We start from the raw sequence: 12655 nt of genomic DNA, 5'->3' as shown, positions 1-12655 counted from the left end.
TAAAATAAAAAGACCGCCTTTCGGCGATCTTTCAAATATGCGATAACTTTATTCTTTCGGCAGAATGACCACTTTGCGGTGCGGCTCTTCGCCCGTACTTTCAGTTGTGACTGCGGGATGTCCGCGTAATTCAATATGGATCACACGACGTTCGCTGGCAGTCATCGGTTCAAGTGTGGCTTTGCGGCCAGTTTTGATCACCTGATCCACCATGCGCCTGGCGATCTGGCGGACTTGCTTCTCGCGGCGTTCGCGATAGCCTTCCACATCCACCACCAGCTGCACCCATTGCTGAGTCTGTTTGCCGACGATCAACGAAGCGACATATTGAAAAGCATTCAATGTTTCTGCCTGTCGGCCGATCAACGCGCTTAAGTTGTCACCGCGCACGTCCACTTGAATGGTGCGGCGGTCATCAGTGCTGCTTTCATCATAATGCGCTGAGACTTGCGCTTTCATGCCCAGATGATGAATTAATTTGGAAATCACAGACTCTGTGGTGTCCAAAACCGGATCAGCGCCATGATCGTCCATTTTTTTCTCAACGACAGGAGCAGATTCAGTTTTTGCAGGCGCGGGTTTCTTTTCAGCGCGGCGCGGCTTGGGTTCAGGTTTCGCTTCGGCTTTAGGAACTGGTTTGGCATCCTTCGCTTTCGGCGCTGACTCTGCCCGTTTGACAGGAGCAGGCCTGGGCTTGGGAGGTGAAGCGGGTTCCACTTCCCCGGGAGGCGGATTAACGGTCAGACGCACGCGCACCTGACGGCCGCCGAGTCCAAACAATCCCTTACTGCCTGAATCCAAAACTTCAACAGAAACGGCGTCTGCCGTTAGTCCAAGTTGAGATAGTCCCTGCAAGAGGGCTTCTTCAACGGTTGGGGCAATGATCTCAAGCGTGGTTCGCTCGCTCATAGGAGGACCTCCCTATTTTTTGGTGGAAGATTTTTTATTGCCGCCGGGCAAAAGATTGCTCCAATTGGCACGGCCTGTTGCGGCATATTGAATAATACCCAACAAGTTACTTGTAATGAAATACACCGCAATACCCGATGCAAAGTTCAAAGCAAACCAGCCAAGCAGGAGCGGCATATAAATGCTCATCATGCCTGTCATTTGGGCGCTTTGATCGTTGGGGTTGGTTGAGGTGGGCATGGTCAATTTGGATTGAACATACGTGGTCAATGCCACAACCACTGCGAGGGTGGGCAATGCGAATCCGAGTATTTGAACAGACTCAGGGCGGCCCAGATCCATCCATAAAAATGTGCTGTTGAGCGGGATGATGCCTTCCACATTCTGGAAGGGATATATTGCGCGTGCGAGTTTAAGCATATCAAACGGCGTAACAGAAAGCGCGTGTGTAATGCTTTGATATAACCCGATGATGATCGGGAATTGGATCAAGGTCGGCAGACAGGACGCAAACGGATTAATGCCGCGCTCTTTATAAATGCGCATTTGTTCCTGTGCAATGCGTTCCTTATCTTTGGCATACTTCTTTTGAATTTCCTGCCATTCCTTATCGTTCTGCAATTCCTGCATGGCTTGCGCGCCTTTTACTTGAGAGGCATTCAACGGCCAGGTGATTACTTTGATCAGAATGGTAAACAGAATGATCGCCAGACCAAACATATGCGGGCCATGACCAAGGATGTCATAGATCCACAATAAAAGATTGGTCATGGGGTTGATGATAATGGTATCCCACATGGGTCAGTTTCCTTATTTCTCTGGCACAAACGTCCAGGCTTGCTTGCCGTCCGCGTCATAAGCGGCGAGGACAAAGTCAGCCTGATACGGCGCAACGAGAATCAAATCACCTGAAAGAACAGGTGTGGTGTATATCTTACCGCCGACTGTTTTTTCCCAGACGGTCTTCCCTTCACGATCCAATGCGACGAGAGTCCCCGCTTCAGTCGCAACGTAAATCTGGTCGCCCACTATAAGCAAACTCGCCACGACGGGACCATCCGGCTGTACGACATCCCAATTTTGGGAGCCGGTGGCAAGATCAAGCGAATAGACTTTGCCATTCAGATCTGCGTAGTACAGTGTTTCACTGTCAACCACGGGTGAACCCCAGATCCAATTTTCAGTAGTGGCAATGACTTCATGTTTATTATTCGCCTGACAAATTCAACGGTGGAAGCGAACGAACCTACATACACACCGTCAGTGCCAACTGCAGGACTGCTGGGAGCCGCGCCGCCCAGGTCAATGGGTTCGGTGACGACACTTCCCTTTGCCGGATCAATAATATGTAAATGATGATCGAGAGAGGTGATATAGAGCAATGTGCCATCTGTGGAAGGCGCAGACCAGAGCGCGCCGCCCAATTCGATCGGGTCGGCGATTTCTTTTCCATTCATATCAAGAGTATAGAGAAAACCGTCTGTATTGGGAATGTAGATCGTCTCATTCCAAACAAGCGGTGAAGCCAGCCATGCGCCTTTGCCTTTGGTAAATGACTCAACCCATTTCTCCTTGCCAGTGGCAGGATCAAGGCTGACAAAGGGATGGCTCGTGCCTGCGCTGCCGATCAAGAGTTGACCGTCAGCAGTAAGCACCGGAGTGGCGTAGTACAGTAACTTGGAATTTGCTTCTTCAGGATAACGCCAGACCTCTTTTGCGGTTTTCAAATCCACCGCATAAACAAAAGAGCCATTGGAAAGATATGCGCGTTCGGCATCTGCGGCAAGTCCGTGCCAATTGTTGGAGACTGCCTGCCCTGAGCAGGCGCTTAAGATCAGCGCACTCAGCGCAATTAACGAAATCAATATCAATCGTTTTGTGTTCAATTTGGTTACTTCTCCTCATCGATCATGACAGCAATAAACGGTCATGAGAAAATTGCTAGGGAACGGGGTCGTATCCGCCGGGATTGAACGGATTACAACGTAAGACGCGCCAGGCTGCCATAAATGAACCTTTGAGCGCGCCGTATTTATAGATGGCCTGATAACCATAATGAGAGCAGGATGGGTAAAAACGACAGGTGTTCGCGGGCAAACCCGGAGAGATCACCATTTGATATAAACGAATCAAAGCCAGCACAACAATGCGCGGCCAATTGACCAGCGTACGCGGCAGATCACGCAAACGCGGTTCGCTGGAATATTCATGCAAATGGGTTTCTTCTTCTTCAGGATTCATCCGCGGGAAGGATTTGGGCGCGTCGGAACAAATTGTCTAACGCAGCGCGGGTATCTTCTAAGGTGGCGGTCACAAGCGGTCGACGGGCAATCAGGATCAGGTCCAGACCGGAGGCGAAGGATTTCAGGTAGGGTCGTAACGCCTCGCGCAAAATCCGCTTGGCCCGATTACGATAGACTGCATTGCCTGTCGTTTTACCTGCGATGACTCCCACACGAATATGAGTGGATGTTTCGCTGGCATGTGCAACTAACACGACAAGCGGGTGGGCATATGACTTACCAATTCGCCGCACCCGCTTGAAATCTTCAGATCGGGTCAGACGAAATTTTCTCTGCACCCGTGCCTCAATGTGTATCTCTGCGCACTATAACACGCAGAGACCTACCAACGAGTCTTCTTTACATGCTCGTTGGACTTAACTGTTAATCTATAGCGGCCACGCAAACGGCGGCGCTTGAGCACGTTACGGCCATCGGCTGTGGACATGCGTTTTCTGAAACCGTGGACACGTACACGGCGGCGAATCTTGGGCTGGTATGTTCTTTTAGGCATTCGAAATACTTCCTTATGTAAAGATGATTGCAAGTCCCACTTTCGGGATCTGGCTGTCAGTTAGTGGCGCAAAATTATACCTCAAGGGTTCTGATTCGGTCAATTTGAATTCTACACCACTTCCCCACTCTCTAAAACGGGAGGGCTTTGCAAATTTACAGGAAATCCGCCGATCAGGCGAAGTATTTATCCCATATTCTTTGTTTTGCAGACTCTTCAATAAATGAAGATTCAAAAGCGAAGCGATTGCAGGCAGCAATCTCCTCCATGCTCATACCCAGGATTTCGTGGGCAATACGATATTCATTGTTGACATTCGTTTCCAAAACTTCAGGGTCATCCGAATTAATGGTTACACGCACGCCAAGGTCGAAAAGTTTTTTCAGCGGATGCTCCTCAATTGTCCGCACGGAATTGGTCAGGTAATTACTCCAGGGATTCACTTCAAGAGTAATATTTCTTTCTTTAATTAGTTCAACTACTTTCATATCTTCAATGCTGTGAATACCGTGGCCAACACGATCAGGCTGAAAAGTTTGGATGGTATCCCAGACCGCTGAAGCGGGTGTATCTTCGCCAGAGTGAATGGTGACTTTTAATCCAGCTTCTTTCGCTTTCAAGACTGGCTTTACAAAATCACTCATTGGGTAAAGCAATTCCCCATCAGCCAGATCAACAGCTTGAATATATTTTCTGTGACGTATGGCCCAATCCACGGTTTTGACGCAGGACTCAGCACCCAGTCCACGCGATGTAATGGCAATGACACCGATCGCCATATCAAACTGACTTTCAGCGCGTTCTTTGGCGCGAAGCAGGCCATCCAAACACGCATCCCAATCTAAGCCATGACCACGAAACGCCCAATCCGGTGAAAAGCGGACTTCAAACAATTTAATATTCTGTTTCGCACAATCTTCAAACAACTCCCAGGCGATGCGCTCCACCACGGCCGGCGAAGTAATACTGTTTTGGAAAATTCCAAAAGCAGCCAGTACCGCTTCAAGATCACGCAATTGAGTATGCACTTTAACATGCTTATCCAATTCGTCAACTTCATAGGCAGGTAATTTCAAATTGTAGTCATGTGCTATATCAATAATCGTCTGTGTGCGAATCGCACCTTCAAGATGACAGTGAATTTCCGTCTTCGGAAGATCGTTATATTTCGGATCAAAGTTTTTCATAGAATATACCTATTAATTTGAATTGTCTCATTTTACTCTTACACACCACCAAATTACCAAATCAACTTACGCCGCCAAACTCAGAACCGTTTGTAACAATACATTCGCGCCATTCACACAGTCATCCCATTTCGTGAATTCACGCGGCGCATGGCTGGCTCCATCCACAGACGGGACGAAGATCATCCCGATCGGGCAAACATCTACAAGAGATTGCGCGTCATGAATCGCGCCTGAAGCAAGCACAGTACTGGACAATCCCAAAGTATCACATGAACTCCGAAATGTTTTCTGAATATCTGCGCTCATCAAATTGGGTAAATGTTTCCCCAGTGGTTCTGTTAATAATTTTAAACCGAATTGTTCGGCCTTATCATTTGCCAACTTCATTAAAGCAATGTCCAACTTCAAAAGTTGATCTTCATCCGGCGAGCGAAACTCGAGCAATAAATCTGCACGGGCCGGCACGATATTCGAAGCGCCGGGAGCAAACTCGATCTTGCCAACATTCGCAACGCAATTCGGAAAATCACGCATCACGGTTTCGCGCACCGCCAAAATAAATGCACCCGCCCCCTGCCCTGCATCCAACCGATCTTCCATCGAGGTTGAACCAGCATGATCTGCGCGGCCAATAAAACTTAAACGATACGAGCCATATCCCACAATGGCAGAGACAATGCCAATATTAATTCCAGCGCGCTCCAAACGTTTGCCTTGTTCAATATGCAACTCTAAATATCCGGCGATCGATTCTTTGGAACGACTCGCGCGCAGCATATTTTCTTCAGAAAGTCCGGCACGCATCAAGCCTGCTTTAAAGTTTTCACGTCCGCTGTATGGATTCTTTAAATCTTCTGGATGAAGATTCCCGGCCAGCGCGCTGCTACCAAGCAGACTCGCGTGCGTGCCTTCTTCATCTGTAAAGTCGATCGCTTCAAGATTTAACCGTAAGCTGATCCTGTTTTCTTTGACAGTTTTCAACACTTCGAGCGCCGCCATTACGCCAAGCGCCCCGTCAAACCGCCCGCCGTTGGGGACGGAATCAAGATGTGAGCCGAACAAGAGAGTCGGCGCATCCTTGATTCCACAATCCAGAAACGCGGAATGATTCCCCGCGCCGTCCATGCGGAATTCAAAGCCGGCGTTTTCAATTTCAGCCTGAAGCCATTTGCGGGCGGCGAGATGTTCTTCGCTAAAAGTGACACGGCTCACGCCGCCATCTCCCGTCGCGCCGATGGATGCCAGGTGGATAAACGAAGCAGACATACGGTCCGCATTGATGCGAAGCGGCAAAGTTGAGAATGATTCAGTCATGTGATAAGTCTCCGATCATAGGTACAAAGTCAGAATCAAAAAGGAGTCGAACCCGGCTGGCTCGACTCCTTTTACCTGAAAAATTTATGCGCCCAGATATGTAACCAGTGAAACAATTCCATATACTGTGCCAAAGCAAACAAGACAAACGAGGAGCATTTTACCAATTGTAGTAAATTGATTCATGGCTTACCTTTACCACGTTTGTAATCTACAAAGCGATAGCCAACACCGCGCTCAGTGAGAATGTATTTGGGGTCGGCGGGATCTTTTTCGAGTTTCTGGCGCAGATAGTTTATGTAAAGGCGGACATAATGCGGCTCATCGCGATATTCATAGCCCCAAACTTTTTGAAGCAATTGATCATGCGAAACCACCCAGCCTGCGTTTTGCACAAGGTGAAAAAGCAGACGATATTCGGTGGGGCGAAGTTTTACGAGTTTGCCTTCGAGCCAGATCTCGCGGCGGTCAAAATCTATTTTGAGACGTTTGTCGATTTCGAGCAGTCCGTGCATGGAGCCGGTGGCACCTTCCGTGCGGCGCAAGACGGCCTTCACCCGGCTGACCAATTCACGCGGACTAAACGGCTTGGTGACATAATCGTCCGCGCCACGTTCAAGTCCGCGCACACGGTCATCTTCTTCACCTTTGGCGGTTAACATTATGACGGGCACATTGGTGATCTCGCGAATGGTTTCGAGCACTTCAAAACCATCCAGATCGGGCATCATCACATCCAACAAAATAAGATCAGGCGTGACATCGCGCAATTTTTGAATGGCCTGTTTTCCATTAAAGGCCTCACTTACTTGAAAGCCATCATGTTCAAGATTCATGCGGATGAAGCGCACCATGCGCTCTTCATCATCCACAACAAGGATACGGCGTCGCTCAACAGACTCAGACATTTTATTCCCTCACGAAACCAATGATCTTTTCTTCCTCGGTGCCTTCGAGAATTTCGATGAAACTGATTTTCGCCAGCGGCCAGATGACCTTGGTCACATTATTATCAATATAATGCAGGTCTTTTCCATCTTTTTGACGCGGGTTCGAAACCATAATAATGGTGTCTGCGGGTTTGGGCAATTCTTCGATTTCCCCTGCGATGGATGTTTCCCCGGAAACATGTAATATGACAGTATATGCCATGATCTATTCTCCTTCGTTATTCATTCTTTACTAAAATTTGTATCTTCAACTTTCCCAGTGCCAGAATATCCCCATGCTTTAGTGATTGCTCTACATTGGGAGAGAGGCGTTTTCCATTAATAAATGTGCCGTTTGCAGAGCCCAGATCCATAAAAACCATGCGCCCGCCTTCACGTTTGATGACAGCATGGAGACGCGATACGCCTGCAGCATAGGCCTGATAGGCTGAAAGATCAATATCAGGCATGATCGGCTGTCCTTCGCTGACACGTCCAAGGGTGAATTCGTTACGCGCTGAAAGCGGAAGCACCTGGCCGGTATCCAGCAAGTGCAGGCTGCCCCAGGCATCGCTGCCGTCAAATGATTGATAAGTATCTGTTGCGGGTTTCGATGAACTGGCCCTGTTGAAGTGATCTGTCCTGATGGTCTGGGTGGTAAGTGTATCTTTACCAATCAGTTGAGCGCCGCACTCCGCACAAAAGATCGCTCCGGCCATGTTGGCATGTTTGCAATTGGAACAGAGAATCATTTTCCCTTCTCCTTCACGCCGCTTAATAAAAGCGCGCGAGTACTGTATTTAATATCCTTATTGCCGCTGGCGCTCCAGGAATGCATTCTTTCAAGATTATCCGCTTCAAACAAGGCAGTCTTTGCCAGTGAATGCTCACCCTGTGACAGCAGATGAGTAGCCAGATTATGCAGGTGGCGCACAGCCGTATCATATTGTCCATCGTCTGCCGCAGAACGGGCACGATCCTGCATTCGATAAAGAGTAAGGCGTGAAAGGGCGCTCAAAATACGCGTTGGAGGAGGTTCGGCGGAAGGATTTACTCGAACCTCACGATCAAGTTTTATACGAATTGGAGGAATCGGCGTTGAACGGGCTGCAATGGATAACTTAAGTGAACCTTCCAACAAGATGAACACATCATCAACCAATGCTTCAGGGCTGACGACAAATTCGATCAGCACATGCAAAGGCATATCTCTTAAAATGGGGCCAAGACGCATGGGAGTTTCCACTGAACGTTTCCGCCTTCGGGTGTGAAGCCGAAAAGCGTAATTAACCTTTACATGTTCCTGCGGCTTGAAATCTAGAATCACATCATCTGCATAGGTGCTGGCAAGCGCATTGAATTTATCCACCAGGAAACGCTGGATATCCTTTGGCTTTGAAATGTATGCAGAAGACCCCCCCGTTTTGCTGGCTAGCGCATCGAGAAATATATCATTCCATTCGTGACCAATTCCCATGCCGGTGATGCCGATATTTTGAGCGGCGGCTTCTTCCGCAAGGTTCAGGCAGTCTTGTTCATCGCCGTAGGTTTGTCCATCAGTAAGCAGAATAATATGATTAATACGTGATGGATTCAATGTGCGCCGAATTTCCTGCATCCCCGCTTTCAGACCGTTGAAAATCTCAGTGGCGCCGGAAGGCTGTATCATTTGAATACGACCTTCCTGTTTTCTTCTATCCGTTTCGATCGAGGCGGGAATAATGACTTCAGCACGGTCACTAAAAGCAACCACGCTCAACACGTCCTCAGCGCGCAAGCCGCGCAGCAACTGGATCGCAGTGGCTTTTACCATGTCCATTTTATCGCCCTGCATGGAGGTGGAGCGATCCAGTACCAGACAAATATTGAGCGGAGGAGTGGGCAATTTTTCAGATTCTTCGCGCGGACTGATCTCCAACAGTACGTACAGTAATTGTTCTTCGTTTAATCGCACAAGATTGGGACGGCTAAAAAAAACCTCGTGTTTTACAACCGAGTTTGATTCAATATCGGGGGGTAATGTCGCATCATATAAATTACGACGCTTGGGATTTGAAAAGGACTTCATACGCCTGCTGTACTTCAAGAAATAATTCTGTTTCCCCGGCAGCTACATTTTTATCCGGGTGCAGTTTCTGGGCAGCTTCAAAATAAGCGTGCTTAATATCCTCCGGCGATGCATCGCGGAAGACACCCAGTACAGCATAATAATCCGGTTTTTTGGCAGACATGACTGACTATCCGATCATTTGTGCGAGAATAACCGTAATATTGTCCGGGCCGCCTGCCGCGTTGGCGGCTTCCACCATATTTTGACAGGCACGGTGAAGATTGGGCGCTTCAATAATGGAGCGATAAATATCCTTCTCATCGATCACACCCCATAAACCGTCACTGCAGATCATCAAATAGCCGGACTGCGGAAAGGGGACTGTGAAGATATCAGCTTCAAGGGCTTCGCCCTGACCCAGAGCGCGGATCAAGACATTACGATGAGGAAAATTTGCGGCTTCATCTTTGCTGAGGTGTCCGAGCTCTTCCAGTCGTTTGACCAGTGAATGGTCGCGTGTGATCGGGTCTACTCTTCCATCGGGATACACTGAGTAGGCGCGGCTATCGCCTACGTGGGCAATGGTCACCTGTTGCCCCAGCACCAGCGCGGCGGTGACCGTGGTGCCGCTGCCGGGCGCTTCACGTTGAACATATTGATGCGCTTCGGTGATGGAAGTTTCCATCAATTCCTGAAGCGATTCTTGCAGTGTCTGTGTCGGCAAATTAAAAAGATAGGAGTGGAATTTTTTCATGATGTTGCCACCCATAATTCGCACGGCCGCATTGCTTGCCACTTCGCCAAATTGATGACCGCCCATGCCATCTGCCACCACATACAGCCCAAAGGGGATGCTCTCCGCGCTTCCAGAGATGGTGGCGGTAAGTGCGAGTACGCTATCTTCATTATGTTCGCGCTGCTTCCCAATGGATTGACCGACACTGGCCACCAGTTGTTTCATTTCATACTTTGAACTCTGGCTGCCAATAATCGAGCTAATCTGTTGATCTGAAAGCGGCGCAGTGGTAGCCATATCAACCTGGGTCGGTTGTTTTTCCGGTTCACTCTTTTTGGTTCCAAACATTTTTCTTAAGAAATCAGCCACTGGAGCTCCTTTTAGGCAAATAAAGCATAAACATGATGGTCTGTCGATCCAAAATAAACAATATCATCAAATACGATTGGTGAACCGGTAATGGCTCCCTGGGCTTCAAACTTCCAGCGTAAACGACCAGTACGATATTCGAGACAATACATATTTCCATCCACAGAGCCGCAATAGATGGAGTCTTTGTAAATGGCAGGCGAACTGCTTACCTGATTTTCAGTGCGGAACCGCCATACTTCCTTGGCGGTTCGCAAATCTACACAATAGATAAATCCATCCGCTGCCCCAACAAATGCAAAATCATCTGCAATCGCCGGAGATGAGACAGACCCTTGCTGAGACGGAATTTCCAGATCGGCCAGCCATTCTTTGCATCCAGTGAGTATAGTGTGCCATCCAGGGAGGCGGAAATAAATAGCCTGCCCCTTGATGATCGGTGAGGATGTGACCGCGCGCTTGGATTGGAAGCGCCATTTCATTGTGCCGCGAAAGTCAACCGCTAAAAATGTGCCGCTTTCGTTTCCAAAATAAATCAACTCATTCGCGATCAATGGCGTTGAATGGATTGGAGCTTCTGTGGAATATTTCCAAATGGAGCGGCCGCTGCCAGCGTTGACGGCGTGCAGGTCTTGATCATCAGAGCCAAAGAAAATATGTCCTTCTGCGATACGGGGCGAGGAATATATCTTCCCTTCCGTATAATACGTCCACAGTACTTTTCCAGTACGCTCGCTTACGACATGCAGACGTTTATCTTCCGAGCCAAAAAAAACATTATTGTCATACACGATGGGACGTGTAACAATGCCGCCGTCTGTGGCATATTTCCACTGGAATTTTCCATCCGCCGCGTTCAATGCGTACAAATTATTATCGTAGCATCCGATATAGAGCATACCTTGATTCAAAACAGGTGTGCCTCGAATCTCATCTTCGCATTTGAATGACCACAACGGCTTGACACCGCCGCTGGAAACAGGCAGCGCTGAGGTGATCTTGGAGAGTGCACCCGTCTTGCGCGCCACATTCATCAGGGCTTCCTTCATTGCAGCAGCGCTGGGGAAACGATCTGAAGGATTATATTGCAGCGACATCACAACTGCTTCAATCCAATCGAGATGTTAGAGTTGATCCGTCGCATTGGGCGCCTCGGCAAAGAAACGGCGGTTCCAGACGGATCACGCCGTGTCAGCGTGTGATGCAGGGTTGCACCTAGTGAATAAATATCAGCCAGTTGAGTGGCTTCACCACGATATTGTTCAGGGGGTGAATATCCCTCAGTGCCGATCATCGTTCCTTTTTGACCGGTTTGGAAAGTCTTCGCGATACCGAAATCCACCAGTACGACATCCCCATTGTGATTGATCATCACATTCGAGGGTTTCATATCACGAAAGATGATCGGATCTGGCTTGTGAGCATGGAGATACTCCAGCACGTCACATAATTGGATCGCCCAACTGATAATTTGATCCTCGGGCATAAACCCGTTCGCGTCCCCGATCACTGTTTCCAGGTCTTTCCCGTGGATATACTCCAAAACAAGGTAGGAATGATCGTTCTGGGTGAAATAATCATAAATACGCGGAATGGCCGGATGATTGAGCGTGGCAAGCATATTCGCTTCCCGCTCAAAATTCTGGACAATCGTTTGGCGCACAAGCGGATCAGGAGCAGCGTTGATCATTTCCTTAACCGCCACCAACTTCACCACATTAGGAAAGTGCAGATCACGGGCACGATAAACAGACCCCATGCCGCCGACACCGATCACATCCTGAACGTTGTACCGGTTAACAAGCGTAATGCCAGACTGAAGTTGTTGGCGGGGGCGAGAATTATCCTCTGAGCCTGAGCCGATGGGTGAGGTGATATTTCTTGTTTCCAGGGAAGACTCCTACGCAATAAAGCGAATTCGTTGAATTATAGTGTGCAGAGTGCGATTTGCAAATACCCCATAATTGCAATTTTGTCGGTAAATTACTTGCATGGATTTGCTTTCTACGGCAAAATAAAAGGACTGTGAAAATTCTTGCGGTTAGCGATCAGGTTCTGGAACGTGTATACACGCTCTCATCCAACGGCCATTTTCAAGGGACAGAACTCATCCTCGGCTGTGGCGATATGTCCTATGCATATCTGGAATATCTGGTTACGGTATTAAACATGCCGATGTTCTACGTGCCGGGCAACCACGACCCGCAATTCGACCTTCGCGCAGCACAAGCTCATGCCGAAGGCGGAACCAATCTGGACCTGAAAATTGTGCGCCACAACAAATTCCTGATCGGCGGCTTCGGTGGATCCATCCGTTACCGCCCGGATGGCATCAATCAATATACACAGGCCGAAGCCTACA

At 48.6% G+C, this 12655-nt stretch carries 18 protein-coding genes; 1 reads left to right on the top strand and 17 read right to left on the bottom strand.

Annotated elements, in window-relative coordinates; translation table 11 throughout:
- Positions 1-48: 48 nt before the first annotated feature.
- The 17 genes from jag to IPL71_RS11030 form a co-directional block, all read right to left on the bottom strand.
- On the bottom strand, positions 49-909 hold the full coding sequence (jag, locus tag IPL71_RS11120; protein ID WP_345321563.1) for an RNA-binding cell elongation regulator Jag/EloR: 861 nt from the start codon (positions 907-909) through the stop codon (positions 49-51).
- Positions 910-921: 12 nt separating this feature from the next.
- Positions 922-1707, bottom strand: coding sequence for a YidC/Oxa1 family membrane protein insertase (locus IPL71_RS11115; RefSeq protein ID WP_345321561.1), 786 nt, complete (start codon positions 1705-1707; stop codon positions 922-924).
- 12 nt (positions 1708-1719) lie between these two features.
- Positions 1720-2067: an outer membrane protein assembly factor BamB family protein gene (locus tag IPL71_RS11110; protein ID WP_345321559.1), complete on the bottom strand. Its 348-nt coding sequence runs from the start codon at positions 2065-2067 to the stop codon at positions 1720-1722.
- Positions 2031-2795 carry an outer membrane protein assembly factor BamB family protein gene (locus tag IPL71_RS11105; protein WP_345321557.1) on the bottom strand — a complete coding sequence of 255 codons (765 nt, stop codon included), beginning with the start codon at positions 2793-2795 and terminating at the stop codon, positions 2031-2033. Before IPL71_RS11105 ends, IPL71_RS11110 begins: the two co-directional genes overlap by 37 nt.
- A 55-nt stretch (positions 2796-2850) precedes the next feature.
- Positions 2851-3057, bottom strand: coding sequence for a membrane protein insertion efficiency factor YidD (gene yidD / locus IPL71_RS11100; RefSeq protein WP_514130773.1), 207 nt, complete (start codon positions 3055-3057; stop codon positions 2851-2853).
- An 82-nt stretch (positions 3058-3139) separates the two neighbouring features.
- Complete coding sequence (gene rnpA, locus IPL71_RS11095; protein WP_345321555.1) at positions 3140-3490, bottom strand: ribonuclease P protein component; 351 nt, start codon at positions 3488-3490, stop codon at positions 3140-3142.
- A gap of 44 nt (positions 3491-3534) precedes the next feature.
- Complete coding sequence (gene rpmH, locus IPL71_RS11090) at positions 3535-3705, bottom strand: 50S ribosomal protein L34 (protein WP_345321553.1); 171 nt, start codon at positions 3703-3705, stop codon at positions 3535-3537.
- A 173-nt stretch (positions 3706-3878) separates the two neighbouring features.
- Positions 3879-4892, bottom strand: a complete 1014-nt coding sequence (gene add / locus IPL71_RS11085) for an adenosine deaminase (RefSeq protein WP_345321551.1) — start codon at positions 4890-4892, stop codon at positions 3879-3881.
- A gap of 66 nt (positions 4893-4958) precedes the next feature.
- Positions 4959-6209: a Zn-dependent hydrolase gene (locus IPL71_RS11080; RefSeq protein WP_345321549.1), complete on the bottom strand. Its 1251-nt coding sequence runs from the start codon at positions 6207-6209 to the stop codon at positions 4959-4961.
- Positions 6210-6391: 182 nt separating this feature from the next.
- Positions 6392-7117, bottom strand: coding sequence for a response regulator transcription factor (locus IPL71_RS11075; RefSeq protein ID WP_345321547.1), 726 nt, complete (start codon positions 7115-7117; stop codon positions 6392-6394).
- Position 7118: 1 nt separating this feature from the next.
- Positions 7119-7361: a hypothetical protein gene (locus IPL71_RS11070; protein WP_345321545.1), complete on the bottom strand. Its 243-nt coding sequence runs from the start codon at positions 7359-7361 to the stop codon at positions 7119-7121.
- A 16-nt stretch (positions 7362-7377) separates the two neighbouring features.
- The gene (locus IPL71_RS11065) at positions 7378-7890 is read right to left on the bottom strand and encodes a double zinc ribbon and FHA domain-containing protein (RefSeq protein WP_345321543.1); all 513 of its coding nucleotides are present in this window, start codon (positions 7888-7890) and stop codon (positions 7378-7380) included.
- A complete protein-coding gene (locus tag IPL71_RS11060; protein ID WP_345321541.1) occupies positions 7887-9206 on the bottom strand; it encodes a vWA domain-containing protein in 1320 nt (439 codons plus the stop codon). The genes IPL71_RS11065 and IPL71_RS11060 overlap by 4 nt, the downstream gene beginning before the upstream one ends.
- On the bottom strand, positions 9175-9369 hold the full coding sequence (locus IPL71_RS11055) for a DnaJ domain-containing protein (protein WP_345321538.1): 195 nt from the start codon (positions 9367-9369) through the stop codon (positions 9175-9177). Before IPL71_RS11055 ends, IPL71_RS11060 begins: the two co-directional genes overlap by 32 nt.
- Before the next feature lie 6 nt (positions 9370-9375).
- Positions 9376-10293, bottom strand: a complete 918-nt coding sequence (locus IPL71_RS11050; RefSeq protein WP_345321536.1) for a PP2C family protein-serine/threonine phosphatase — start codon at positions 10291-10293, stop codon at positions 9376-9378.
- Positions 10294-10304: 11 nt separating this feature from the next.
- Positions 10305-11390: an outer membrane protein assembly factor BamB family protein gene (locus IPL71_RS25900; RefSeq protein WP_514130769.1), complete on the bottom strand. Its 1086-nt coding sequence runs from the start codon at positions 11388-11390 to the stop codon at positions 10305-10307.
- Positions 11390-12052: a serine/threonine protein kinase gene (locus IPL71_RS11030; protein ID WP_345321534.1), complete on the bottom strand. Its 663-nt coding sequence runs from the start codon at positions 12050-12052 to the stop codon at positions 11390-11392. Before IPL71_RS11030 ends, IPL71_RS25900 begins: the two co-directional genes overlap by 1 nt.
- 266 nt (positions 12053-12318) lie before the next feature.
- On the opposite strand from IPL71_RS11030, the gene IPL71_RS11025 reads away from it, so the two are divergent.
- A partial coding sequence (locus IPL71_RS11025; protein ID WP_514130768.1) for a metallophosphoesterase family protein occupies positions 12319-12655 on the top strand: 337 nt, incomplete at its 3' end.

The sequence above is a fragment of the Candidatus Villigracilis proximus genome, from assembly GCF_016717045.1.
Taxonomy (GTDB): domain Bacteria; phylum Chloroflexota; class Anaerolineae; order Anaerolineales; family Villigracilaceae; genus Villigracilis; species Villigracilis proximus.
This window is presented reverse-complemented; position numbering and strand designations above follow the sequence as displayed.

Excerpts from the sequence above, each read along its gene's own strand:
- jag (WP_345321563.1), bottom strand. The coding sequence starts at position 909 with ATGAGCGAGCGAACCACGCTTGAGATCATTGCCCCAACCGTTGAAGAA.
- IPL71_RS11115 (WP_345321561.1), bottom strand. The coding sequence starts at position 1,707 with ATGTGGGATACCATTATCATCAACCCCATGACCAATCTTTTATTGTGG.
- rpmH (WP_345321553.1), bottom strand. The coding sequence starts at position 3,705 with ATGCCTAAAAGAACATACCAGCCCAAGATTCGCCGCCGTGTACGTGTC.
- add (WP_345321551.1), bottom strand. The coding sequence starts at position 4,892 with ATGAAAAACTTTGATCCGAAATATAACGATCTTCCGAAGACGGAAATT.
- IPL71_RS11080 (WP_345321549.1), bottom strand. The coding sequence starts at position 6,209 with ATGACTGAATCATTCTCAACTTTGCCGCTTCGCATCAATGCGGACCGT.
- IPL71_RS11075 (WP_345321547.1), bottom strand. The coding sequence starts at position 7,117 with ATGTCTGAGTCTGTTGAGCGACGCCGTATCCTTGTTGTGGATGATGAA.
- IPL71_RS11070 (WP_345321545.1), bottom strand. The coding sequence starts at position 7,361 with ATGGCATATACTGTCATATTACATGTTTCCGGGGAAACATCCATCGCA.
- IPL71_RS11065 (WP_345321543.1), bottom strand. The coding sequence starts at position 7,890 with ATGATTCTCTGTTCCAATTGCAAACATGCCAACATGGCCGGAGCGATC.
- IPL71_RS11060 (WP_345321541.1), bottom strand. The coding sequence starts at position 9,206 with ATGAAGTCCTTTTCAAATCCCAAGCGTCGTAATTTATATGATGCGACA.
- IPL71_RS11055 (WP_345321538.1), bottom strand. The coding sequence starts at position 9,369 with ATGTCTGCCAAAAAACCGGATTATTATGCTGTACTGGGTGTCTTCCGC.
- IPL71_RS25900 (WP_514130769.1), bottom strand. The coding sequence starts at position 11,390 with ATGTCGCTGCAATATAATCCTTCAGATCGTTTCCCCAGCGCTGCTGCA.
- IPL71_RS11030 (WP_345321534.1), bottom strand. The coding sequence starts at position 12,052 with ATGGGGTCTGTTTATCGTGCCCGTGATCTGCACTTTCCTAATGTGGTG.